The following is a 26,667-nucleotide window of genomic DNA, read 5'->3' as shown; positions in this document are numbered from 1 at the left end:
TTGTCCAAGACGGATACCTTAGTATGTTGCCCTAAGATACCTACTGTTTCAATGCATTATAAATCTTTTCTGCCAGCGCGTATGAGATCGAGGGCACTTTTGCGATCTCTTCTATGCTCGCATTACGCAAAGGTTGTAACCCCCCCATATACTTCAATAACATTTGGCGGCGTTTTGGCCCCACCCCTTCGATAGATTCAAGCGCACTGGTATTTTTCACTTTCGCACGGCGCTGGCGATGCCCCGTAATCGCATGGTTATGTGACTCATCACGAATATGCTGGATGACATGCAATGCCGGTGAATCAGGGGGAAGCGCAAAACCTTCACCTTCGGGTTTTAAAAACAACGTTTCCAACCCTGCTTTACGGTCGCTACCTTTAGCAACCCCAATTAATAAAGGATGGTTTTTATCCCAATCCACCTCAAGGGAATTAAATACATCCCGCGCTTGACCCAGCTGCCCTTTACCACCATCAATAAAGATAATATCGGGAACTTTGCTCTCATCCAGATGTTTACCATAACGACGAGTTAGCACTTGGTGCATTGCAGCATAGTCATCCCCAGGCGTGATCCCCGTAATATTGTATCGGCGATACTCTGACTTCACAGGACCTGTTTTATCAAACACCACACAGGAGGCCACGGTTTGCTCGCCCATCGTGTGGGAAATATCGAAACACTCCATGCGCGAAATATTATCTATATTCACGACTTTTGACAGCGCAGCCATGCGTTGTTGGATCGTCGACTGCTGCGCCAGTTTGGTAGATAGCGCAATAGAAGCGTTGGTTCGAGCTAGTTTTAAATAGCGGGCACGGGTGCCTCGTGGCTGGCTTTGAATATTAATTTTACGGCCCGCAATCCCAGACAACGATTCCGCCAGCAACTCTTTTTCCGTCAATGGGAAATCAATTAATATTTCCCCTGGCAATGTGCGGTTTTCACTACCTTGTAAATAGAACTGCCCTAAGAAGGTTTGAACCACTTCTTCTAATAAAGTCCCCGCTGGAATTTTTGGGTAATAGCTTCGACTGCCCAGAACCTTTCCTTGGCGAATAAATAGAACATGAACACAAGCCAAACCAGAATCGAATGCGACTCCGATAACGTCGAGGTCATCATCACCGCCTGACACATATTGCTCTTCTGTGACCGCACGCACGGCTTGAATTTGGTCACGAAAACGCGCGGCATCTTCAAAGCGCAGCTCTTGGCTCGCTTTTTCCATGCGCTCGACTAACCCAGTCAAGACTTGCTTGTCCTTACCCGTCAAGAAAAGACGGACATAATTGACTTGCTGGTCATACTCCTCATCCGTCACTAAACCTTTCACGCACGGCCCTAAACAGCGACCAATTTGATACTGTAAACAAGGTCTTGAACGGTTTCTATAAACGCTATCTTCACACTGGCGGATGGGAAACAGTTTTTGCATCACCGCTAAAGTTTCACGCACCGCATAAGAGCTTGGGAATGGCCCAAAATACTCCCCTTTCCCGTGTTTCGCACCGCGGTGGCTTGAAATTCTAGGATGTGTTTCGCTACTCAGAAAAATATAGGGATAAGATTTATCATCTCGTAGCAAGACGTTATAACGAGGCTGATACAACTTTATATAGTTATGTTCCAGCAATAGCGCCTCAGTTTCGGTATGGGTTACCGTCACATCGATAGAGGCGATATGCTTGACGAGTTGCTCTGTTTTACGGCTACCGACATTCTCACGGAAATAGCTCGATAACCTTTTTTTCAGATCTTTCGCTTTCCCAACATAAATCACGGTTCCCCCAGCGTCGTACATACGATAAACGCCGGGTTGGTTTGTGACTGTTTTTAAGAAAACTTTTGGATCAAACTGTTGTTCCACCCTGATGAACCCTGTTTTGCGGTGATTAAACCATAACCAATTGCTATATGTGTTAATTCTACATCACTACAGATATTAAGTTTACCAAACATTCGATATCGATAGGTATTTACCGTTTTTGGGCTTAAAGATAATGACTCCGCAATATGCTTAACCGGAAGCCCTCTTGTGATCATGAGCATAATTTCAAGCTCTCTTGCGGAAAGCAATTCATATATATCTAACTGTTCACGTTGATTTAATCTTTGTAAAGCCAGCTGTTGAGCAATGTCAGGAGAGATAATTCGTTGACGCGCATTCACTATTTGCAGAGCCTCAATAAGCTCTTCTTCTGCAATACTGGCGCTCAATATGCCAAAAATGCCAATATCCAATGCTTTCACAACAAACATATCATTATGACGAATATTGAAGATAATGAGCCCAACATCAGGTTGAGTACGGCGGATTGTCGTGAAAGTTTTTAATGAATCAAAATGGCAATGTTCCCGATTAATCAAAATAACATTTGCTTTATTTTGTCGGTTCCACGTGATCACGGGGTCTAAAGAAGGAAACGTTGCGACAACTTTATAGCGAGTATTTCGAGTGAGTATCGCTTCAATACCTCGAATCGAAATATTACTATCATCAATAATTATTATATTAATCAAATACCTCTCCTATTACTTGCAGCCATAATGAGAGGATAATAAATGAAAAAATCAATAAGTCATATCTTCTTTTTAAATCAAGATTTAAAACTATTATTCCAATGATAGTTCATTAAATAACATTTAAAACTTGAATAAATTAATCTCAAAAAAATAGCTGCTAAATAATTAGCAGCTATCTGTTTTAATGCTCTTACTTTAAACGAGCTAAAGCTAAATCAAGTATAAACTACTTTTGCCCGACAAGGCGGCAAATCGTTTCAGACACTAAATAACTCTTCTCGAATGAAGTTATTGGTAAAAATTCAAAGCGAGAATGGAAGTTATGCGCTCCCGTAAAATAGTTTGGTGTCACAATTCCCCGAGCAGACAGCGCTGAGCCGTCAGTGCCTCCACGCATTGGAATGATATTTGGCTCGATATTATGAATTTTTAACGCTTCGAGAATAATATCTACCGCAGTACGATCTTCACCGATTGAATCGCTGATATTGCTATACACATCATCAATTTTGAACTCAATCTTCGCACGTGGATGACGAGTGCGAATCAGTTCAATACTTTCAGCAATGAAACGCTTACGGGCTTCAAAACTTGGGCGGTCAAAATCACGGATCGCCATTTTGATTTTCGCTTCGTTCGGGTTTGCGGCTAGATCTGTAATATAGAAATAGCCTTCACGGTGTTCAGTGTGTTCCGGCGTATCAAAACGATCGAAACAACCAATAAAATCATGTGCCACACGAATTGGGTTTAACAATACGTTTTTCGCTGACATTGGGTGAGCAGTGATCCCCTTAATTTCCACTTCAATAGAAGCCGCATTAAAGGTTTCAAAAACCACTTCACCGAGCGCACAGCAATCGATGGTGTAAGCAAAATCCACTTTGAAGCGAGAAAGATCCATGATTTTAGAGCCACGAAGACCAATTTCTTCATCTGGCACAAACGCCACATAGATATCGCCACAGTCAAAGTCTGCATTTTGCAGCTTATCCATCAGCTCCATGACAACCGTAATCGCCGCTTTATCATCCGCACCCAGAACACTGGTTCCGTCACTGAAAATAATTTCATCACCCACATACGCTGTAGCTTCTGGGTGTTCAGCGGTTTTAAACCAAACATCTTCCTGCGCATTCAGGCATAAATCAGCACCTTCATACTTTAATGTTTGCGGCTTGATCACCGGAGATAAACCTACATCGACAGTATCTAAGTGAGCCACAAACCCGATTTTAGGGGCATTCGGTTTATTACCTGGACGCATCCCATATAAAATGGCATGTTCATCAACATACACATCTTTCAAGCCGTAGCTTTCTAACTCTTTTGCCAGAAGATTTGCCAGTTCGCGCTGACCTTCTGTGCTTGGTACAACAGAACTCGCTGCATCACTCTGGCTTTCAATTGCCACATAGCGATAAAAACGTTCTTCTAACTTCTTACCTAATTCTTTCATTTCTCATACCTTTTACTTATTGCGCAGGCTGCCATGTATAACCGCTGTCAAAACCGATTGGAATATCGAATGCCCAGAACAGATACAGTGTTGCTGTTAAGGTAATTAATAAACCGATGGTGAATGGGATCATCATGGAACATAAGGTTCCGATACCTGCATTTTTATAATATTTTTGGCAATACATTAAAATCAGCGGATAGAACGGGAACATTGGTGTACTTACGTTCATCGCGGAGTCACTTACACGGAATGCCGCTTGGGTTAATTCTGGCGAAATTCCGACTGCCATTAACATTGGTACTAAAACTGGCGCCATAATCGCCCATTTTGAAGTCGCTGACGTGATCATGATATTTAACACGGCAGTTAATAAAATCACCCCAAATACCGTCATTCCCGATGGCATATCTAAAGTTCGCAGTAATTCCGCACCCGATAAGGCTAATAATGTCCCTAAGTTAGAGTGTTGGAACGAATACAGGAATTGCGCCGCAAAGAAAGCAAACACAATAAATGGGATCAGTGATTTGGTAATATTTTCCATCGCCTTAACCACATCTTTGGTCGAGGTGAAAGATTTGGTCATATAACCGTACACAATGCCCGGTAGTGCAAAGAAGATGAACAATAATGGCACAACAATCTGCATGATCGGGGCTTTCGGGCTGGTTAAGCTGCCGTCTGGACCACGTAGTGGTGAATTTTCAGGCCATAACAGCGCAAATAACCCCACGCCTAATGCAATCACCATTAACCCAGCAACACGGAACGCGCGATGCTCTTGCGGTGTGATTTTACCTAAATCTTGCTCAGCATCCGTATCAACATCAGATTTGGTGATTGGCGCGTTTTTATTTAACCACGGCTCAACGATTTTTTCGGTGATAAACCAACAAGTAAAAATAACGCCGAAGGTTCCGCCCAAGCTAAAGAAATAGTTACACAGCACGTTTACACTGTAGCCTGGCGCTAACATTTGCGCGGCATCTTGCGTAAAGCTCTGCATGATTGGGTCAATAATCGATGGCGTATAACTTGCTGTGAATCCACCCGCCAAACCAGCAAATGCCGCTGCAATACCCGCTAAAGGGTGGCGACCACTGGCATAGAACATCATTGCCGCGACTGGCATCAAAATAACGTAGGCTGAGTCAGAAGCAACGTGAGAGACGATCCCGACGAACACAACAGTTGGGGTCAACATTTTAGGTGAAATAAAAGAAAGCATTTTTTTCAGCGCAGTATTAATAAAGCCGCTACTTTCTGCAATCCCAATACCTAAGGTGGCAACAATTGTTATTCCGAGAGGAGGGAAATTAATAAAATTTTTAACCGCTGATGTCACAAATAATATGATTTCTTCATACTGAAACATATTAATAACGGAAATTTTTTCTTTAGAAATAGGATGGTGATAACTGAAATCTACAAATGAGAGTAGATAGGATAAAAACCAGCATATTACTAGGGCGTAAACAAATAGCATTGTCACATCTGGCATAACGTTCCCGATGCGCTCAACACGATTTAAAAAACCCTTTTTCTGAGGTAGTGTTTTAGTTGTCATAGTTGCAAGTTACTTATGTTATTAGAATAGAAACTTTATCACAGTAAATAACCCATTTAGAAAAGTAAAACACTTTCTTACTTTATTTTAACAGAATAAAAAGCAGACAATCATTCTAGTTAATAATGCTTATATTATTAGTTTTATTCTAAATCCAACTACCTGAAATTTTATTTTAGCTTATGTTTACTCTCGCTTTATATTGCTTAAGTCATTTTTTTATTTATTTAAGCTCACGCTAAAAGAAATGATTATTATTCCCTTTAGCGTAATTGATAAATTAATCTAAAGATTATTATTCTCGTTTTAGTTTTTCAGTATTAGCAATAAAAAGAGCAATAACTAAAACTAGAATAGCACCAGCATGCAGCAGCGTAGTCATTGGATCACTGTGGTCAACAATAATGAGGCGAATAATGGCCGTGATACCAATGTAGATAAAATAGCGTAATGGAAAATGATAACCTGACATAAAGTACTTTATAATCAAGGCAATAAACTCAAAGTACAGAAAATAAATGACAATTCCTTCTAAAAGCTCATACGCTTTAGCCTCTTGGTTTCCTCCAAACATTAACGATGCCATCGTAAATGTTTCTTTTGCCAAGAAGAAAACCAGCACCGCAGCAAGCACAATTAAACCTGCGTTAAGAACCCATTGTAATACCCAAGCGATATTACTCGCATGGCGCATTCCTTTCATATTATTCATTAATCATTCCTCGGGTTACTCTCTCTACGTTTAAAATAGATAATTTACTTTTTCCATTTACCTTAGATTAAGCATAACCTTTCAACGTTATGTAAAAAAAACAAAATAGAATGACTTAATTATAATTGAAATTTTTGACGCTGACATTACAAATGAATGCTTAGATTACCTTAAGATAAATAGCAGGCAATAATACCTGCTATAAGATTGGGATTTAGGATTTATTGGCGAATAGGTTTAATATATCTTGCTCAGTTAGCATTGGCGTCTTTTCAACAAAATTATAATAGCTAGGCTTACAATCAATATAAATTTGTGTTCCCATTTTAGCATTTTTGCTTTCTTCAAATAGCGGGGCTGAAAGGTAATACGTTGACGGCGAATGTAAATGATAAAATAGGTGAGTACCACACTGCTTACAGAAAGCCCTTTCAGCCCATTCTGATGAAGCAAAACGAGTAATGAACTCGCTACCTTCAATTTCAGGCTCACCTTCATAGCCAATGGTCATTCCTGGGCCGCCATTCCATTTTAGGCACATGCCACAATGGCAAACATGAACGGTATCGATAGGCTGATTGATAGTCAGTTTTACTGACCCACATAAACACTGTCCTTTAGGCATGATCCAGTCCTCTATTGATGCAGATGGATTCAAAAAAAGGAACCTAAGGTTCCTTTTTTAATTAAAGATCGTCTGAGTTGGATTTATTTGATGACCCAACCTCTTTGAAAAGATACCAGCAGAAATAAAGCAGCGCGAAAATACCGACAACAAGCAACACCCATAATGCGATAGTCATCCAATGTAAACCTTCTTCCACGGGCTTATCTTGGGTTCTTTTCTCCACACCACCTAATTCCAATACTTTACCTGTCGTTGTGATTTCAGGGAAATCCTCCATCACGTTTTCAACACTTTCATTCTTACCAATAAGTTGAGTGTAGTTAACATTATCTAAGGTGGCTTGTTTATTTCCCCACACAAGCAAATAAGGCGAAGCTCCTTGTATATTCACAATCAAATTCACGGCATCACGCAACCCATAAATCGTAGGTGGCAACTCATCCCAACTGCCTTTTAATGCCGTTATTCTAAGCCCTTTAATTTGCTTATCGTGGATCATTAAATTAGAATTGCTCGCTTTATCACCATCATTGATTTGGTTGAAAACCATCACATTCGCCAACAATTTCCACTCCTCATCACTATTGGCAATATATTCTATTTTCAGCGGTACCACGCGATTAGATTGTTGTAGCTTAATGCTGATTTCATTCAATGGTTGCGGCGTTGGCAAGCGATAAATCACTTGCTCTCGAGTGATACCATCATTCGTCACTTCAAAGAGGAAAGATTCCTGGCGATGGAAAGAGTTCATCACATACAGCAATCCTGTCACAGATTGAAGAAGTGGAGTATCACTCTCTGGTGCACTAACTGTTACTAACATCAAGTATGGCGCGACGGGGCCAGTACTTTCCCCTCTTAATAATTCAATGGTATTACTCGCCACAACGCCTGAGTCTAATTTCAGGCTCATGACAGGTTGATTCGACGCAATATTTACCCAGTTTTTCTTATCAGTACTGTAATAAACAAAAACTTTGGCTTGCCAGTCCTGATTATTCTGAGCCCAACCTAAATCTAAAGTCGATAAAACACCGTTGTCTTTGAGTTGATCACGCGTCAGTAAATAGGCTTGATAATTGGTTTTATCTTTTCGTTGTAAATTCGGCAATTCAATACGGGTTGTTTTACCTGGCTCAGCTTCCACCAGTATATATTGGCTATCAAATTGAGCATCATCGTTAGGGTTCACATTATCTGCACGAGTGACTAAGCGTTGAAAATTAAATTTAACATTGGTCGTCGCAACAGATTTATTGGTATCGAAAAATAACGCCGTTGGAATTTCATTCCCTGTTCCATTGAAAATACGAATATCTTGCAGAGTATCTGGATACGCAGATCCCATATAGGCTGCTGCGGGTAACTCTAACCAGTAGAACGGGCTGCTTCTATCCGGAGTGGTAAGCTCTTCTCCTTGATAAAAATCGTAAGGGCTTGCTTGCTTAGAATCATTAGCGCTAAGGTCATTGACTTTAAAATCGCTAGCATAGCTTCCAAATGATAATAAGCATATTGAGGAAAAGAGAGCGCCCCATACACCTAATGTTGTTAGGTTTTTCACGGCTATTTTCATGCAGTTCATCACTATTTATCCTGTACCTCAATGTCCGTTTTATGCTTTGGTGGTAATGGGGAAAAATAACCCACAACCAAGATCAACACCGCCACGGCAATAAAGGAGACCGCACGGGAAATGCCATCCTGCCCATACACATCAATAAGAAATAGTTTTGCGATCACACAAGCAAAAATCGCTGCACCACCAAACCACCATGCTCGACTTTTCTTCACGGCTGCAATCACCATGCAGAATAGCGCGGCTATCGCCCAGCTAATGGAAAGCACCGTTTGAACGAGACGCGAATCAAATAAGATATTCTCATTCCAAGGAATATTCGCGAAATCAGCTGTCGCACGAAGAATGATGCCGTTATACCAGAAGATAGCTAATCCAATGATCACCACCATTAAACCTTTCACTACCCCAATTTCAATAGGCGTTATTTTTCTTAGTTTCTCGATAAAACCTTTGCGCATCAATAACAACGCTGCAATGCTAAATAGTCCCGCTTCATCTAGCGGGTTAACTAATGGGACGTAACTCCAAAACGTGAGTTTGCCATCTTCAAAGTTTGACCAATAGGAAAGCACCACCAGCACTGCCATAAGTGGTAATAGACTATACCAATACAACAAGCCTTTACGGCGCATTGGTACAAATTTGTTATGTTGCAACCAGTAGAGAATTAATACCACTAAGGTTATCGACATAATGTAGATAAAGTAACCCAGTTCGTGCATTCCCCACGGAAGGTTAGCCACAAACCAGTTAACTTGCGTCGCACCAAACCCAATAATTAACCATAGGTTGGCAACGTGCATTCCACGTCGAATATACAAGTTTTGGGTACGATAAGCGTGCATCACATACAGAACTGAACTGCCCAAGATAACAGGCCAAATCAGTGAACCCTCACCACGCCCCATCGGATTTTCTGCATAAATAAAATCTAATGTTAAGTAATAGTAAGCCACTGCCCATAATGAAAACTGGCATAAAACTAATGGTATCCAATTGATTTTTTGACCACCAAGACGCCAGCACCATGCTGAGATCAGCACCACAGCCAAAATAATTAAGCTTTCCGTTTCACTGTTCCATGACAGCATGTCAGTAAACTCGGGCACCCAGGCGAACCAAACTAATAACCCAAGGAGCAAAAATGCATAACTGAGCGCGGTAAAATAGCTCGCGTCTTTCTGGCGTACATGAAATAACCCGCCAGCACAGAAACAAGCGGCTATCAGGCTCGGTAGCATGTAAATAACATTATCGCTCCAATAATAATATGGATAGTCACTTAATATCATTAAAGCGCTAACAGCAATAAGCAATGACGACAGCAACGCTAATTTTTTATGCCCTTGATTGAGGGCAAACCACAGCATAGCGAAACCTTGTAATGACCAAACAATCGTCGTCCATCCAAATGACAAGGCGAGCGGTACCGCCAATGTGACGAAGCTAGCCCCAATAATGATATTGCCTAGAGCCATATTATTGCCCGCAGCATTAAAGCGTTTATGAAGCTGTAAACTGGCAATGAGATACAGTAAACCGATAAGCAGAGAAATAAATGCTGGCAATAATCCGATGCCATCCGAAATAGCAAATTGCAAGGCGATGCTCATTAATGGAGGGAAAAATAATAGCGTATTATCAACAACGAGCTGTTTATTATGTTCGAAGCGTAAAGCGAATAACTGAGTTAATGCGTTGAATACAATCAAATTAGCAATAATAAATAGCTGACATGATAGATAATAATCATAATGATAATTGTCCATTCCCCATAGTATTGCCACGCCATAAGTCATAAACATGCCGACTAAATTTAACGGGCGCCATGCTTGCCAGAAGCTGATAACTAAAATCCCTATCGACAACATTAAGTAATAGGAGAATAAAACAATATGGCTACCGCCCCCAGTGGACAGTAATATTGGCGCTAAATACCCCCCTAACGACGCTAAAATTGCTAAGCTAATCGTACGCTGTAATAATGCCAACCCAATACTTGCACAACAGATTATTAGCATCGCCGCAAATGCAAATCCATAGGGGATCATGGTGTATAACTTGAAAGCGGCAAAAACGGTAATGTATAAGCAGCCAATAGCGCCGCCTTGTAATATCAGACCAAATAACGCTTTCTTCGTGCGTAACCACCAACCTGTACCTAGTAAAACTAAACAACCTGCCGCACTGAAGACAAGCCTTAGCTCAGGTGAAATAATCTCATTTTGTACGCTGTAATTCAGTAAATAGGCAACGCCTAAAAATAATAATAAAATTCCTATCTTCGCCAGCGGATTACCTGTCACTAGCCACGTGAAGAAATGGGCAAAAATGGATTTATCTTCTGTTTTATTCTGAGATGATGTCGCCTGACTTGGCTTTGGCTTATCAAAACGATTTGGGTTAACTGCATTAACTTGTTTGTCACTGGACACTGCCACCGGCTGCGGCATAATTTGAGGTGCTTGGTGTTGAGGATCTTGGTGTTGAGTATCTTGGATTGCAATTTCAAGTGCATCCACTTGATACTTATTATGTTGGATATCACCTTGATGGGATACTGGATTTTCTTCATCCATATCAATAGCGTGAACAGGCTGAAGACCGTTATCACGAGCTATTTCGGCTTCTAACGAGGCAACCTTTTGGTTTAACTGGTTAATTTGGTATTGCATTCGACCCGTGCGATTAATCGCTATGATAGCTAGCACAGGGGCAACTATCACAAACGCAATTAAAATGAGCCCTAGGAGTATCCATGTATCCACAAATAGGTTTCCTTCTTTAATCCAATGCCAGTAACCCAAGATTAGTTAACAGGATCTTAGAATACACAGTATCAATCGACATTATTCAATAATCGTCCTAGTTTAGAGACGAATAACTAAATTGCCAACAGTGGGTAACAAACTGTTACAAAATAACTCTTTTTAAGAGTATTCGCGGATTAATCTATTCTATCATCTTATTATTTAACTATCATAAAATGATAGTACATTTTTAATATTTTTTAGGCCAGAAAAACACATTTTCAAATAATTATTTTTCTCACCACTGAATCCCCTATTACTTTATTAATAACTTATTAATTTCAATAATCCATTTTTGATACTTTTTATTTATTAGGGAAAATATGCAGATAATAGGTGTATTTTCGTGTGATTATGTTATTAATTTATAGACAAATTCACCAATAAGTTATTTAACAAATAACGACTGTCTTTTATCGATATATTTAAAAAATATGTATTGTCCTAAATAACGCAAAGGAATACCTATGTTATTACACATAATACTTGAAGCCCTAAGTCCCATCGTACTCGGTCTTGCCGTAGGGTGGTTATCGGGTAAATATGGCTTCGTGAAACGGGAATATTCGCAAGCGTTTGCCGACTTTGTTGTCAAAATCGCCTTACCATTTGCATTATTCCTTGCTGCCGTTCAAGCCCCTCCTTCAGTTTTATTGAATGTGGATTACTTGATAGCACTAGCAGTCGGGTTAATTGCATCCTATGTCATTGGTTTTGTGGTCGGTAAAGTATTTTTCCGTCACAATAAAACCGATGCTGCGATGCAAGCATTGTCTGTTTCATTCCCAGATATGGCGTACTGTGGGCCACCAGTTTTACTGGCAACTGTCGGTTCATCCGGTTTAATTGCCATGGTTCTCGGTAACTTAATTTATACCGTCATCATCATTCCATTTACCTTATTAATGATCAGCGGATCAGCAAATGGCAATGGTATTCTGAAGTCTGTTGGTAAAGCCGTCATTCAGCCATTAGTTTTCCTGCCTGTTTTAGGGGCAATTCTGGCAATTTGTGGCGTAAAATTACCTGAAATCCTACAAAACTCAGTCAATGAACTCGGGAAAACGGCAGGTGGTGTGGCCCTCTTCTTCCTCGGTTTATTACTTTCCGGTATTAAACTCACAATCAATAAAGAAATTATCTTTAACGTTTTTGTGAAAAACTTTGTACAGGCGGCGCTTATTCTTGGAACTGGCCTCGCATTAGGGTTACAAAGTGATTTATTAAAAGCGGCATTTATTATCGGTGTATTACCGACGGCAACGGCTGTACCTGCGTTAGCTATCAGTAATAAAGCCTATACTGAAACCTCTGCGGGAACCGTATTACTCAGTACCATTGCGGCATTGATTTCAATTATTGGCGGGATCACCATCGTCGAAATGCTGTAATGCGTCTTTGATATCTCAAATGGCGGAGTTCGCTCCGCCCTTTCCATCCCTTAATCTTCCGCTTTAACCTCAATAAAACGCCGTTTTATTCGCCAAAAAATTACCAAGTTGATCACAAAAAACGTATCATAGGCGCGATAATTTTTTAGTCCTAGGGATCACACCAAAATGAAAATTAGCGATGAACTCGCGTCTGCTATCGCGTCAGTGACGGAAGTTGCCGCCATTGCCGCGTTTGAATGGGTAGGGAAACAAGATAAAAATGCCGCGGATAACGCTGCGGTTGAAGCCATGCGAAATCGACTCAATGAAATTGATTTTCATGGGAAAATCGTAATTGGCGAAGGGGAAATTGACGAAGCGCCAATGCTGTATATTGGTGAGCAAGTCGGCAAGCAATCTAGCGAACATCATTTAGATATCGCGGTGGACCCCATTGATGGCACCCGAATGGTGGCATGTAATGAGCACAATGCCATTGCCGTTTTAGCGGCCGCACCAACAGGCACATTGCTGCAAGCCCCCGATATGTATATGGAAAAAATGGTCGTCGGTGCAGCAGCAAAAGATGCCGTTCACCTAAAAAATCCATTAGAAAAAAACCTCGAGTTTCTCTCTGCAGCATTGGATAAGCCAATTTCCATGCTTAACATTGCCATTCTCGATAAACCTCGCCACCAGCACATTATTAAAACCATCCGTAACTTTGGCGCCAATGTCATTACTATCCCTGATGGCGATGTTCTTGCATCACTGCTAACAATCTTACCAGAGCACCCTATTGATATGATGTATGGTATCGGTGGTGCACCAGAAGGCATCATTAGTGCAGCCATTGCCCGCGCATTAGGTGGAGACATGCAAGCGCGCCTTGTTCCTCGAAATAAGGCCAAAGAAAACACCGAACAAAATAAACTGTTAGCGGCGCAAGAAGCGATTCGTTGCCAGCAGATGGGTATCGAAATTGGAGAGATTTTAACATTGGATATGATGGTGAATACGTCCGATGTAATTTTCTCGGCGACGGCTATCACCCCAACAGTGCTGATGAATGGTATTTCGAATGATCTGCATAGCCGCAGCGCGAGCACCATTTTAGTCAACGGCAATAACCGTTCGATGAAGTTAATTAGCAATCGGTATTTTAAATAACGGATGCTTTGAATAATCATGCATTAAAAAAGGGCGATATATCTATCGCCCTTTTCATTTTATGACTTACCGAACAAATTAATGCTGTTCTTGCGTCATACGGTTTAATAACGGCGCTGTGAATACCATCACAATAGCAATCGCACCCGTTACCAAACCAATCTTCATAAATACATCGCTGTAGACAGCCAGTGATTCAACTTTACTGGTGATTTCGCCTTGAGGTGCAGCCGCCATAGAAGCAACATAACCCGCAATAAATGCCGCAGCAGAGTTAGTTAAGAACCATGCGCCCATGATAAAGCCCATCAGACGTTGTGGAACTAACTGTGCCACCATCGCCAGACCCAGACCTGAAATCATCAGCTCACCGATACTTTGGAAACCGTAGCAGATAACTAACCATTGAACAGAAACAATACCCGCTTCGTTTGCGAATTTTGCGCCTAATGGCAGCACTAAGAACGCCGCAGAACACAGTAACATCCCGATAGCGAATTTATGTGGCATCGGTAAGTTATCACCCATTTTGTTATAGATTGCTGCCAAAATTGGGCTACCAATCATGATCCATAATGGGTTTAAGGCTTGATATTGAGCAGGCTCAATCGCAAAACCGAAAACTTCATGCTCCACGTTATGCAGTGCGAAGAAGTTTAGTGAGGTTGGCATTTGGCTATACAGTACGAAGAAAACAATCGCTTCAAGCATCAGGATCAACGCGACCACCATACGGCGACGAGCAATACCTTTGAGCGCCATCATCTCTTTGATAAAGATAACTAAAATACCCAGAGAGATCACCGCCAGTGCCGCACGCGCAATGCCTAAGTTGTGCAGTAACCAGTTTGAAATCGCAATCAGTGCAACCACACCGACGATAGTCATCAGTAATTTGGAGATAACAACCGGCGCAAAGTCAGGTTTTGAACCGTGGTCTGCCACCCATTTTTTGCACATATAGAAGTTAATTAAGGTGATGATAAGACCCACTACACTGAGGGAGAATGCGACATCCCAGCCGTAATGTTTCGCTAACCATGGCGTTGCCAGCATTGAGAAGAATGAACCAATGTTAACGGACATATAGTACATGGTGAATGCACCGTCCAAACGTGGGTCATTTTTGTCATAACAGGTGGATAATAATGATGATGGGTTCGCTTTAAACAGACCGTTACCTACCGCGATGGTAGCCAGGCCGAGGTAAACCATCGACACATCATGCCCAGAGTAGGCAACGAAGGCATAACCGACAATCAGCACTACCGTTCCAAGAACAATCGCACGCTTAGTCCCTAAAACTTTATCCCCTAACCAACCACCGATGGCAACGAAGCCATAAACCAGTGCAGAGAATGCCGCGAATAACGTAATAGATTCCGCTTCCGACATGCCAAGCACTTGGCTGAGATAGATTGGGAGGATCCCCTGAAGACCGTAGTAACCAAAACGTTCCCAGAGTTCGATAGAAAAGATGAGATAGAATGAGCGAGGTTGCTTAAACGCGTTAAGACTGACTTCCTCTTTGTTATTTGTTGTGGACACAAGTTACCTCTAATACAACCTGTACGTATGCAAAAAAACCACGGAGCGCTGTCTGCACCCTCGCATTGTTATGGTCTCAAGAATTCAAGCTTTAGAAGATTCACTTTTGGTAGGAGGAGTATCAATCCCTGACCTCAAAACAAACAAAACTGTGTGTAAATATTGTTTATGAATCGCGAACATAAAATTCAATGAGATAAAGCATATTTGATTATTTATTCAGCATTATGGCGAATATATGCCAATCCAAACAGAACAATCAATTAAGCAATATATGCTATTTATGCACCAAAACTAAAGAATTAGCTAGTGTTAATTACTATATCTATGGATCGTTATCGTGATTAACTTCAATTTTTTACAAAATCATGAAATTATTATCGCCCATTAAATAATCACTTGTTCACTATATGTTAAGCATATTGTTCTATCTTTAATCATTTTACTCGCAGAGTAACACCCTATACACACCACAAACATACCGCGCAGCACCCTGCGGATATTTCGTCTTGGTAATAATAAAAACTGAATAGAAAATGAATTTAGATAGGTGATTATTTATTGATGTCACTATTACGTGTTTATTTATCGAACAAAAAAGAGGCGCGAGATAAAAATAAAGCGGTATTTTCAGGAAGGTTCGTATTTTATGCAAAAAAAAAGCCCAGCGACTAAAACTGGGCATAATGCATTCTATTAAGGATCGTACTACTAACTCAAACTACACGATATAGATGCATTATTGCATTACTTCATGTAAAGAAATGAATATTGAGGGTAAATATATGAATGTTTACACAAGCAAACAGTGATATATATGTAATTAGGACCCTTGATAGCCTCAAAAGGTTCATCTTTTTTTTCATTATTTTCAATCTTTTTTATAACATCATGATTTATCATCATTTAATGTGTAAAAATAATTTTCAGAATAGCAAGAATGGCAATTGCGTCGCTGGCTGCAACCCGTTAACCTACCCATTAGGAATAAATGGTTAAAATTCATCCCAAGGAAGCTCAGTGAAACAGTTTACTCTCCCCCTCATTATCTTTTACTCGCTTTTCATTAACGTGAGCCATGCTAAAACTGTCGCCCCTGCTGCACCTTCTTCCGTTGTCGATGAAAAAACGCTCACACAATTAGCCGATGGCGGGCAAGCCGAAGCTCAGTTCAATTTAGCGATGTTTTATCAATCTCATGGTCAGTTAGATAAAGCCGCGTACTGGTATAAACTTTCCGCCAGCCAACATTTTACCAAGGCACAAATCAACCTCGCGCTGATGTATCAGCAAGGGGCTGGCATCGGTAAAAATCCCAAAGAGATGTTGCATTGGATGGAAGCGGCAGCCAACGCAGGCGACCCTATCGGTCAAATGAATATGGCGGAATATACTCTAGAAGGCATTCCAAACCTGCTAGAGAAAAATCCACAACAAGCATTAAGCTGGCTAGAAAAAGCCACGGCACAACAGCTACCCGCAGCGCAGCTAACTTTAGCTTATTGGTATGAAAAAGGTGTCGTCGGAGATAAAAACCCCAAAAAAGCCAATCAAATCTACCTCGCTCTAGCTGAAAAAAATCAGCCTCAAGCACTCTATTTATTAGGTTATCAAGCAGCAACGGGAATGTATGACAAAGTCAATTACCCCGCAGCTTTTCAGTATTTTACGCGCTCTGCAGAGTTAGGGTTTTCCCCCGCACAAAATAGCCTCGGTATGCTCTACCTGGCAGGCCAAGGCACCAAACGCGATACCGCTTCCGCCATTAAGTGGCTAACCCTCGCCGCTCAGCAAGGGGAAGTTTCCGCCCAGTTTAATTTAGCGTTAATTTATGCTCGAGGTGATGGTATCACCGCCGACCAAGCTAAAGCCTGCCAGTGGTTTATCAAGGCCGCCAACCAACGCAGCCGTGATGCTCAGTATGCCAGCGGAGCGTGTTATCAATATGGAATGGGCGTACCGCAAGATGATACGAAAGCGTTATATTGGTATCGACTCGCCGCCAAGCAAGGCGACGAACGCGCCCAAAAGAAAGTGATGATTATGGAAAATGATTTGCAGAATGCAGGGAAAGGGAAATAGCCCTAAGATTATCTGCATAAAATAACTCAAAGTACCGAGCGCTTAAATTTCCAGTGCCGCAACAATCGCAGTTTCCATTTTTTCTGGAGTCGTGAACGGAGCAAAGCGCTTAATTGGTTTACCATCGCGTCCAATCAGAAATTTGGTGAAATTCCACATAACTCGCCCACCCAGCAGCCCCGGTAACTCGCTTTTTAGATAGTGAAACACGGGGTGAGCCGAGGTTCCATTAACGTCTATTTTCTCGAACATCGGAAAGCTCACACCGTAATTAATGTAGCAGGTCTGCCCGATTTCCTCTGCGCTGCCGGGTTCCTGTTTACCGAATTGGTTGCAGGGGAAGCCAAGCACCACCAAACCCTGCTCTGCATATTTTTTGTAGAGTGCTTCAAGACCTTCATATTGCGGTGTAAAGCCACAATGGCTGGCGGTATTCACGACGAGAGCCACCTTACCTGCGTAGTCCGCCATAGAGATGGACTGGCCACCAAGGCTTGTTGCTGTTAGTTGATAAAAAGGGGTCATCGTAACGTCCTCAAAGATAAAATATTATGAAATTAATGAAGATGCGATGGATTCTACTTCTTTAATATTTCCAAATGACCGCATTCTTAACGCAAGATTCCACTTGCTCAATGTGTGTGCGTTACTCACCAACTGCTCTCGAGCCTGAACGCCTTTACTGTCGAGGCGACCGCTATCATTCAACCATTTAGCAACTTCTGACCAATCCCAAAGTGGTGACTGGCCACTAATACGCTGGATAGGACAAGGGAAATCGCCTTTACCTCGTGAGCCGTCTTTTAGTAAAGCAATGGCTTGGCGAGTTAAACCGGAAAGTTGGGCAATATCACTCAGACCAACTAGAGCCGAGTCCACCGATTCAACGATAGCCCCAATACCAGCAGTTTCAATGTCATTAATCGCTGATTTGATTGCTAAGTCTAAGCTTTCTGCTTCTCTGTCAAATTCTATATAAACTGAGCTACCGTAGTAGCAAATTAGTGCATCATCACAGCCGTTGGTATACAGAGCATCCGCAAGCCCCTCTGTCTCCATTTGAACGCCTGATAACGTCAATGTGAAATTGTAGAGTTCCATTCTGCTCTCCTCATCAAAAAGGCGGTTACCCGCCTTGCCTTAAAAAACCGAATCAACCCTTAGGTTTCCTCGGGGTACAGCGGTCAACCATTCTACGGATTTGCTTTGCGTGCACTTCCGGATTTTTGGGTGTGCTGTTTACGCTCATCGCGTGAGTTCGTCCATGATCAGCATTTCCACATTTAACAGTACAAAAAGGATGCCCTGTCGCTTCTTCAACGATCCAACCCTTTTCCTCTGCATAACGGAGTGCCTCACGTACTTCTTTGTTAGGGTGCTTTTTGCTCATCAGCCTCCTGGTGCGTTAATAATATACATCTCGTTGACATGCGTCAACATCATGGATAGTGTTGACGTATGAACATTCCCATACCGCGTATTTACTATCACACTGTACTGGTACGAAAATATCATAATGAGACTTATTCTCATTAAAAACTTCTGCAACTATTTCATTTGAAACCAATGATTAGTACTGAGTAATGCAATTGAAGGCTTATACTTGAGAAAAAAGATGGAAAGAGAGATTGATGGCACTGACCTATAAAAAGAACCTTTTTATAGGCTCCAAATATGTCTGGAAAGCATATTGCAATATTCCTCGCAGCGACTTAAAGCCGAAAACAGAACTCCCTCTCCTCAAACATCAGCGGCTCACCATCTGCAAGTAATTGGCGAATACTAGGACCTAGTAAATCTTGCTCGCCATCCAGCGGTGTCGGTAAGGCTCCTTGAAAACGCAATTTATTTGCACTGACTTTCTCCAATATTTGACGGTCTTGACGGAGGATCACGCGGAATAACTTACTTAATACATAACGTTTGATGACTGCCGGAAGCTTGCCGCGTCGAGTGGCAATCCGTGCAAACAGGCGTAATTGGTCATTCCCACAAGGGACTAGCCAAGCGCTAACCAGCAGATTGAGCTCGTCACGGCGGTCGCGGTACTCAATTTCCGCCAAACACGGCAAACGAAAGCGCCCCATACTGATTCCACGCTCACGCTCGAACAATCGTGAAATAAATCCTGACTGTTTGCCCTCTTCGCTATACACGGCTTCGACGCCATCCGCCAGTGGACGAACTCGGGCACTAATTTGTTGCCGTTGCCGGTCGTGGCGGATCCAGCCAGAGTGAACAAAATGCGTGTGAAAACCGTCGAGAAAATTCTCTGCGGCATCTTGCAGCGAGCACTGCACGTCATCCGTGATCCAAAATGTATCGACTATCTGTGAGCTCTCAGAAGGTGCAACTGGGGGAAACAACGGGCGCTCTGTGCTTAGGTTAACCCAAACTAGCCCATGAGCTTCGCAACAAGGAAAACTCTCGAGCAGCGGCTTACTTCCCGCCGCAAGGTCGGTACCGGGCACTCGAGTACATCGCCCGTCGGCGGAAAACCGCCAGCCATGATAAGGACATTCAATCTGCCCATCACACACTTTTCCGGCGCTCAATGGCGCAAAACGGTGAGGACAACGATCTGGCAGCACAGCTGCATGCCCGTCACTGTCGCGAAACAGCACCAGCGGAATATCATGCAACTGGCACGCCACGGGTTGGTTTCGCAATTTGTCACTAATAGCCACAGGCCACCATTGATGTTCAAACGGCTTCACAGTTTTAGCTTCCTCATCATCGGTACACCAATACCATGTAACAGAAAACTCAGCACCTTCCAGACAAGGCGTCGTCCCCAAGATAAATGGGCGATGTAGACCAAGCTGTATTCGATCTGCGGTTTACCGCCTCGTAAGCGTTTGAATTCAGCCGCGCCAGAGCTAAAATTCAGCACCTGACGACGCTCAGCCGCTTCTTGCAGGCACAGACGGGTCAATTGTCGATACAATCCAAGCCGTTGAGGCAACGCGATGTCATAGCCCACTATTGGCGTGCTGATCACAGTGGAAGATGAGAACCAACCCAATGCGCCGTCAATTTGCCCTTCTGCGTTACGTAAAGCGCGAATTTCTAGCCAACCCCCACGTTGCCCCTGCTGCATCCATTGCGCACTATAATGGGGATTCAACGTACAATATTTATCCAAATAAAGCAGGTTATAAAGATGCTCTATTCTCTTGAAATCGTCATCATTCAATTCGCTACCGGATACGACGGTATACGGGCTACGCCGTAATAAAGTGGCATCCAGCCGAGTATTATGGTGTTTGAGAAACGGCGCTTGCTCCGCTGCTCGACCATCAAACAGATAGACTTGCCGGCTAGGAATACTCAGGTACCCGTGACTTTGCAAGCATTGGCGCAACTCTCGGTTACTGAAATCATTGAGCGAACGAAAACCAATTCCATGCTCAGGAAAGTTTTGCTTCAGCAATGTCGTGATAGCTGGCAATTCAGTGACATCCCAATCATTAGGATAAAGATTGGTCGATAGCAACCAGTTGTTTACCTGCACCAATTTGTTGATCTTTCCCGCATTCAGTAGACACTCAACGGCTTGAGTCAGTAACTTCAACGGCCAAGTCATATAGGGTCGACCGAGGCGCTTGATTTCTTCACGGGCGTAACCACTGTAGGCTGTTTGAGGAGACACCACATAGCAGTTGTCGTCGGGTTCGTTGCCGTCCGTGATACTGACCGGAAATTGCTGCGTTCCCGTATCGAGCAACGCCATTTTCGTGCTCACATTGCCTATCAAGCACTCACTGGCACAAGCGCGCACATAACGCCGAGCCAAGCTGTCATTCGGGCTGGCGCTCTCACTAACAATTTGATCTTCGAACAATAATTTCATGGGGCACGCTCGTCTAGCGGCTGGCCGTTCCATTCGATATCTGCCGTGGACGCCGTTAACAACCCGCAACGTCGAGATACCGCCCGAGCAACGATTTCCGTGAGACTTCCGACTTGTGCGATCAACGGCCACCAGTCACCTTTTTGCACGATAACATCGCGGGCGGCAGCATAATCACGCCAGGACGTCGGGCTCAAGGCGCGTCGTGGTGCGGCAAATAACAACATCGCCAATGCGATCATTCTTGGCTCTAGTGTCGGTTCAAGGATCTGCTCGGATGGGTGACTCAAGCTATTCACTAATGACTGCCGCTGATTGTCGAACAGATGTACACCGCTGGTCGCTCTTGGGTTGCACTCCAACACATAAAACCGACCGTTTTTATCTTCGATAAAATCGAACCCCACTTGTCCGTTATAGCCAGTCTCGCGTCCAAAATGCTCAAGGAACTGGCGTACAGGTTCCGGCGTACTCGGTTGGAAATAGATCCCTGATCCCCGACCGACTCGATAACGTGGCTGATAACAGCTGTGAGCACGTAGATCACCATCAACCAAGACACTAAAACTGCAAAACTCCTGCCCCTCGATAAATCGCTGTGCTACCCAAGGCTCGGTCTGAGTGGGGTGCACGTTGTTTAGCTTTTGGGCTGACGGGCGGATCATGGTTTGTGAGGCAAATCGCGAATATGCGGGTTTGAATACCCAGCTTGCAGCAGCATCCATAAATGCAAGTAATGCTTGGCTATCGGTCAGTAGATGGGTTTCAGGGGCAGCGACAGGCCAGTCATTCGTCATGGCTGCAAAATCCCCTTTATGATGCAAACGGTGCAGCAGTGGAAAGTTACTGGTTAATATCCGACATAACGGTTGCAAGCGTTCAAGGCCATGGGCCAAGTAAAATACTTCTTCGCACGTTGGTAGCAGCAGGTCGATATGTTGGTTTTCGATCGCCGTCGCAAGGGCTTCAACCCAAGCTGTCGGGTTCTGTCGAGGTTCAGGCAAGCGGACATAATTTTGCACGGAGCAACTAAAGCGGCTCAGCGGCTGACTGAGCGAGTCACCAACGCTGACAGTCCATCCTGCCTCATTAAACGCTCGCGCCCATTCAAGACAGGCTGGCGCACGAGCGCCAAGGATCAGTACGTTCATAACAACCTTTTGGGCATTGCTCTTGGGAAATTGCAGAGAATATGGGGAATCATAAACTTTTTTATTCGTTGCCTTTTTATTTTAGCCTCTAATGATAGCAAAGCCTTATATTGGTATCGACTAACCATTAAATAAAACAACGAACGTACACAGAAAAAGTGATGATTATTGGGATGTTAGTAGTACTAATACTAATCCACAATTGAACGCTAGTTATTCCAGAGTCTATACTCGACAATTGATGTAAGGGTAAGTAGGGTTCCCCATGTCATTCCTTCAAGGAGTTAATAATGCGAATAGAAAAAGTTCAAGTCGAGGGATTTCGCCTCCTTCAAGATGTTGAAATTATGTTAGAAGATACCTCCACGGTTATCGTGGGACGCAATAACAGTGGTAAAACATCTTTTACTGAGATTTTTGAACGGTTTGCCAGTGATAACGGAGCACAATTCCGCCTTGAGGATTTTTCTCCTATTCAACGTAATAAATTTTTCAAAGCAAAAGTCCTGAGGGAGCAAGACGCCAAAGCGGAGGATATCCTTGCAACACTTCCGACCATATCACTGACCCTTACTTTTCGTTATGACAGCACATCCACAAACCTTGGACCACTCTCTCCGTTTATTATTGATCTTGATACAGATTCGACAACTGCGATTGTGTGTATTGAATATAAAGCGTCTCCAGCAACACTCCATATTCTGTTTGATGTCCAACCAGCTCCCGATGGTGTTGAACCAAAATCTTACTTCTTACGTTTATTGCGAGAAACCTTGCCCAAAGCATATCGTACTCATGTTTCGGCCATAGATCCCACAGACCCCAAAAATAGACGCAGCTTTGATGGTTTTGGTAATTTAGCAACATTGATGCAATGCAATTTCGTTCGAGCACAAAGAACTCTCGATAATGAGAAGCATGGAGATACAGATGTAATAGGTAAATTACTCAATACCCTTTTTAAAACAGCATCCACTCCGACTGCGACCACGAAAGATCAGGAACTTGCAGGAAAACTAAGAGAATCTGTTGAAGGTGTTGAGCGCAGTATGCAGGGAAGTTTCGATGAAATGTTGAAAAGTCTTCTTCCCGCGATGGAAATCCTGGGCTTCCCTAGTCTCAACGACACTGAGCTGCGCCCTGAAACTACATTAAACGTCGAGGCTCTCCTTACTGGTCATACAAAGGTTGTTTACACAGGTACTGATGGGGTTCATCTTCCAGAAGGCTACAATGGATTAGGAACACGTAACCTCATTTACATGCTATTACAACTAGAAAGCTACCATAAATTATACCGTGCAAGAACTGTTTGTCCGGCTACACATCTTATTTTCATAGAGGAACCAGAAGCTCATTTACACCCTCAGATGCAAGAGGTCTTTATTGCCCAGCTTAATGCTGCGATAAAAAAACTATCCGCAAGTTATCCGAACGAACCCGTGTGGAATGTTCAATTCATTATCTCCACACATTCACCTCACGTTGCTAATGCAGCATCCTTCGAGGCTGTGAGATATTTTCTCAATGAAGCACCAACCCCCCAAAAACCTCGTCAGACAAAAGTTAAAGATTTCAAAAAGGGACTAGGCTGCATTTCACCTGAAGACCAAAGTTTCCTGCATAAGTACATGACACTGACCAAATGTGATTTGTATTTTGCCGATAAAGCCATTTTGGTCGAAGGAACAACTGAACGGCTGCTCATGCCCAAACTATGTGAATTAGTCGATAATTCACTTGATGGCAAACAAAAGTTAGCCCAGCAATATATAACTAATGTAGAAGTGGGTGGTGCCTATGCGCATATTTTTTACCCATTATTAGATTTTCTCGAACTCAAAACCTTGGTCATAACTGATATTGATTCGACCCAGCCAGTGGAAAAAATAAATAAAAAAGGAAATAAAACTATAAATTGGGAAAAATGTCCTGTCGCAGAGGGCCAGCGCACATCTAATGCAGCTATTAAATCCTGGTTTCTACCCGATGGTCTCTCCGATTCAGATAAAAAAAAATGGAATATTACACCTGCAGAGCTGCTTTTAAAAACACCTGTAGAGAAACTAAAAGGATCCCGCCGTATTGCTTATCAAATACCAGAAATCCTAGAAACAGGAATCAGTGCGCGAAGCTATGAAGATGCACTTATTCTGGCAAACCCAGAGCTGTTTAAATTGACTGAAGATCAAGATGCGGCTGCTGAAGCATGGGAAATTGCTAAAACACTAGGGAAAGCCGATACAGCCTTACAGTTCGCTATTCACAAAAAAGAATGGGTAGTGCCTCGTTATATTCATGAAGGCCTTACTTGGCTTTCAGAGCCACTTTCCATTAAAGAAAATGAAGAGCAAGTCATTCCGGAGGCTGTATGACAAAAGGTAAAGATAATCCCGCGCTGATAGCTGCAGAGGAAACACAAAGAAAAATCGATGATGCCCTTGATGCAGGACAAAGCTTTCGGCTGGAGGCGGGAGCTGGTGCTGGAAAAACCTATTCGCTTGTAGCTGCATTGAAACGTTTGATTGAAAAACAGGGGCAAACTCTCGTACGACATGGGCAAAAGGTGGCTTGTATCACCTATACAGAAGTTGCCCGAAATGAAATTGCACAAGAGATCGAAGAACATCCTGCCATTCTGGTTAATACTATTCATGGTTTCTCATGGGCATTTATGCGCACATTTCAGAAAGCGTTACGCGAACTTTTAGAGGAAATGGAGGATAAAAAAGACAAAATTGAGCAAGGTGGTGGGATTGGATCAAAGCCTGTGGAATATGACATGGGTTTCTTTGGTGTCACCGAGAACAAAATTTCTCTGAGCCATGATGACATTCCAAATATGATGGCAAAACTTTTGCAAAAGGATAAATTTCGCCATATTTTCAGCCAGCAGTTTCCCGTGATCTTTATCGATGAATATCAGGATACTCATCGTCAATTTATGGAGGCAATTACTGAATACTTCCTAAAACCAGCTACGGGTCCGCTAGTAGGTCTCTTTGGTGATCATTGGCAAACTATTTATAGAAGTGAGTACGAACTTGCAGAATATCCTATCAAAGAGATTGCGAAAGGTTCTAACTTTCGTTCAGTGCCTGCAATTGTAAATGTGTTAAATAAGTTACGCCCTGAATTACGTCAGGAAGTTCATAACCCTGAAGCAAAAGGTGAAGCTAGATTTTTCCACACTAATAACTACAAAGGAGAGCGGACTAATAACCTACACGCCAAAGAAGATCTTCCCTCCGATCTGGCTCTACAGGCACGTATAGCCTTGATGGAGCGACTACAGGCTGAAGGTTGGGACATAAATAAAACGAAAGTGCTCATGCTTACCCACAATGTACTTGCTACAGAGCAAGGATACCCCAGTATCGTCAAAGCATTTAATGGAAGAAATGATCTCTTTGCTAAAAAAGAAGATCCTACTATCAAATTTTTTGCTGAAAGCGTAGAACCTATATGTGAGGCTTATTGCACATCCCGCTATGGAGACATGTTCAGAATATACGGGTCTGCACCAGCCATAACTCAACATCAAGATAAGGTCTGTTGGCGAAGAGACATGGATATTTTGATGACTTTGCGCGACAAAGGGACGATCGGACAAGTTATTGATCATTTAAAAACAACGAGACGCCCAGCCCCACCAGACCGTGTATTACGTCGAGATGAAGAATTTAACTCTCTGAATGGTACTCCGATACCAGAAGGCTCATCTGCACTTGATAGATACAGCAAGCTCAGAGATATTCCTTATAAAGAAGTTATTGAGATTACGAAATTTATTGAAAAGCAGACTGCCTTTGCAACACAACACAGCGTCAAGGGGGCAGAGTTTGAGAACGTTCTGGTCATACTTGGTGGAGGATGGAACCATTACAACTGGCCACAACTTCTGGAACTCATCAAAACTAAAGCTTTGACCACAAAAAATACGAAGGGATTTTATCGTGCCCGTAACCTATTTTATGTTTCCATCTCTCGGCCAATGATAAGACTTGCAGTGCTTGCCACACAAACTATGTCAGATAAAGCTTTAGAGCTAGTAGAAGAACTTTTTGGAAGCGAAAATGTTGAAGGGTTGGACATCCCATAATATAAAAATAAGAGTGGAATTATTGCTGTAATAAATTATTAGCTACGTAAGCATCAAATCCAAGCATACCATAGACTTTTATATATCTGATATGC

General features: G+C 42.6%; 19 protein-coding genes. 5 read left to right on the top strand and 14 right to left on the bottom strand.

Translation table 11 applies throughout. The features are described 5' to 3' along the window. Positions 1-40 precede the first annotated feature (40 nt). The 8 genes from uvrC to QS795_RS06615 form a co-directional block, all read right to left on the bottom strand. A complete protein-coding gene (gene uvrC, locus QS795_RS06650; RefSeq protein WP_286269401.1) occupies positions 41-1,873 on the bottom strand; it encodes an excinuclease ABC subunit UvrC in 1,833 nt (610 codons plus the stop codon). Further along, positions 1,840-2,526, bottom strand: a complete 687-nt coding sequence (locus QS795_RS06645) for a LuxR C-terminal-related transcriptional regulator (RefSeq protein WP_154639181.1) — start codon at positions 2,524-2,526, stop codon at positions 1,840-1,842. Before QS795_RS06645 ends, uvrC begins: the two co-directional genes overlap by 34 nt. Positions 2,527-2,755: 229 nt before the next feature. Next, the gene (gene pepT, locus QS795_RS06640) at positions 2,756-3,988 is read right to left on the bottom strand and encodes a peptidase T (protein ID WP_286269399.1); all 1,233 of its coding nucleotides are present in this window, start codon (positions 3,986-3,988) and stop codon (positions 2,756-2,758) included. Positions 3,989-4,004: 16 nt separating this feature from the next. Then, the gene (locus QS795_RS06635) at positions 4,005-5,558 is read right to left on the bottom strand and encodes an AbgT family transporter (RefSeq protein WP_036951266.1); all 1,554 of its coding nucleotides are present in this window, start codon (positions 5,556-5,558) and stop codon (positions 4,005-4,007) included. Positions 5,559-5,853: 295 nt separating this feature from the next. Beyond that, complete coding sequence (gene psiE, locus QS795_RS06630; protein WP_286269549.1) at positions 5,854-6,261, bottom strand: phosphate-starvation-inducible protein PsiE; 408 nt, start codon at positions 6,259-6,261, stop codon at positions 5,854-5,856. A 223-nt stretch (positions 6,262-6,484) separates the two neighbouring features. After that, positions 6,485-6,895, bottom strand: coding sequence for a GFA family protein (locus tag QS795_RS06625; RefSeq protein ID WP_286269396.1), 411 nt, complete (start codon positions 6,893-6,895; stop codon positions 6,485-6,487). Positions 6,896-6,956: 61 nt separating this feature from the next. Further along, positions 6,957-8,486 (bottom strand): DUF3999 family protein, encoded by a 1,530-nt coding sequence (locus QS795_RS06620; RefSeq protein WP_286269393.1) that lies wholly within the window; start codon positions 8,484-8,486, stop codon positions 6,957-6,959. Between the two features lie 2 nt (positions 8,487-8,488). Beyond that, entirely contained in the window at positions 8,489-11,251 is a 2,763-nt protein-coding gene (locus tag QS795_RS06615) for a DUF2339 domain-containing protein (protein ID WP_286269391.1), read from the bottom strand. A gap of 509 nt (positions 11,252-11,760) precedes the next feature. On the opposite strand from QS795_RS06615, the gene QS795_RS06610 reads away from it, so the two are divergent. Together QS795_RS06610 and glpX are read left to right on the top strand one after the other, a co-directional pair. Next, positions 11,761-12,684 (top strand): AEC family transporter, encoded by a 924-nt coding sequence (locus QS795_RS06610; protein ID WP_036951272.1) that lies wholly within the window; start codon positions 11,761-11,763, stop codon positions 12,682-12,684. A gap of 174 nt (positions 12,685-12,858) precedes the next feature. Then, positions 12,859-13,836 (top strand): class II fructose-bisphosphatase, encoded by a 978-nt coding sequence (glpX, locus tag QS795_RS06605; protein ID WP_286269548.1) that lies wholly within the window; start codon positions 12,859-12,861, stop codon positions 13,834-13,836. 78 nt (positions 13,837-13,914) lie between these two features. Here glpX and dtpA read toward each other — a convergent pair whose 3' ends face one another. After that, positions 13,915-15,384, bottom strand: a complete 1,470-nt coding sequence (gene dtpA, locus QS795_RS06600) for a dipeptide/tripeptide permease DtpA (protein ID WP_108479045.1) — start codon at positions 15,382-15,384, stop codon at positions 13,915-13,917. Between the two features lie 1,020 nt (positions 15,385-16,404). On the opposite strand from dtpA, the gene QS795_RS06595 reads away from it, so the two are divergent. Further along, complete coding sequence (locus QS795_RS06595) at positions 16,405-17,466, top strand: tetratricopeptide repeat protein (RefSeq protein WP_286269386.1); 1,062 nt, start codon at positions 16,405-16,407, stop codon at positions 17,464-17,466. A 42-nt stretch (positions 17,467-17,508) separates the two neighbouring features. Here QS795_RS06595 and QS795_RS06590 read toward each other — a convergent pair whose 3' ends face one another. From QS795_RS06590 to QS795_RS06565, 5 genes are all read right to left on the bottom strand, one after another. After that, a complete protein-coding gene (locus QS795_RS06590) occupies positions 17,509-17,991 on the bottom strand; it encodes a glutathione peroxidase (protein ID WP_286269384.1) in 483 nt (160 codons plus the stop codon). A 24-nt stretch (positions 17,992-18,015) separates the two neighbouring features. After that, positions 18,016-18,567 (bottom strand): helix-turn-helix transcriptional regulator, encoded by a 552-nt coding sequence (locus QS795_RS06585; RefSeq protein WP_286269382.1) that lies wholly within the window; start codon positions 18,565-18,567, stop codon positions 18,016-18,018. Positions 18,568-19,178: 611 nt separating this feature from the next. Further along, positions 19,179-20,183 carry a Rieske 2Fe-2S domain-containing protein gene (locus QS795_RS06575; protein ID WP_318627098.1) on the bottom strand — a complete coding sequence of 335 codons (1,005 nt, stop codon included), beginning with the start codon at positions 20,181-20,183 and terminating at the stop codon, positions 19,179-19,181. Beyond that, positions 20,180-21,319, bottom strand: coding sequence for a hypothetical protein (locus QS795_RS06570; protein WP_318627097.1), 1,140 nt, complete (start codon positions 21,317-21,319; stop codon positions 20,180-20,182). Before QS795_RS06570 ends, QS795_RS06575 begins: the two co-directional genes overlap by 4 nt. Beyond that, positions 21,316-22,470, bottom strand: a complete 1,155-nt coding sequence (locus tag QS795_RS06565; RefSeq protein WP_318627096.1) for an ATP-grasp domain-containing protein — start codon at positions 22,468-22,470, stop codon at positions 21,316-21,318. The genes QS795_RS06570 and QS795_RS06565 overlap by 4 nt, the downstream gene beginning before the upstream one ends. 290 nt (positions 22,471-22,760) lie before the next feature. Between QS795_RS06565 and QS795_RS06560 the strand changes: the two genes are divergently transcribed. Together QS795_RS06560 and QS795_RS06555 are read left to right on the top strand one after the other, a co-directional pair. After that, positions 22,761-24,845, top strand: a complete 2,085-nt coding sequence (locus QS795_RS06560; protein WP_318627095.1) for an ATP-dependent nuclease — start codon at positions 22,761-22,763, stop codon at positions 24,843-24,845. Next, entirely contained in the window at positions 24,842-26,572 is a 1,731-nt protein-coding gene (locus tag QS795_RS06555; RefSeq protein WP_286269371.1) for a UvrD-helicase domain-containing protein, read from the top strand. Before QS795_RS06560 ends, QS795_RS06555 begins: the two co-directional genes overlap by 4 nt. The last annotated feature ends 95 nt before the right edge of the window (positions 26,573-26,667 follow it).

It is taken from the genome of Providencia zhijiangensis (assembly GCF_030315915.2).
Classification (GTDB): domain Bacteria; phylum Pseudomonadota; class Gammaproteobacteria; order Enterobacterales; family Enterobacteriaceae; genus Providencia; species Providencia zhijiangensis.
This window is presented reverse-complemented; position numbering and strand designations above follow the sequence as displayed.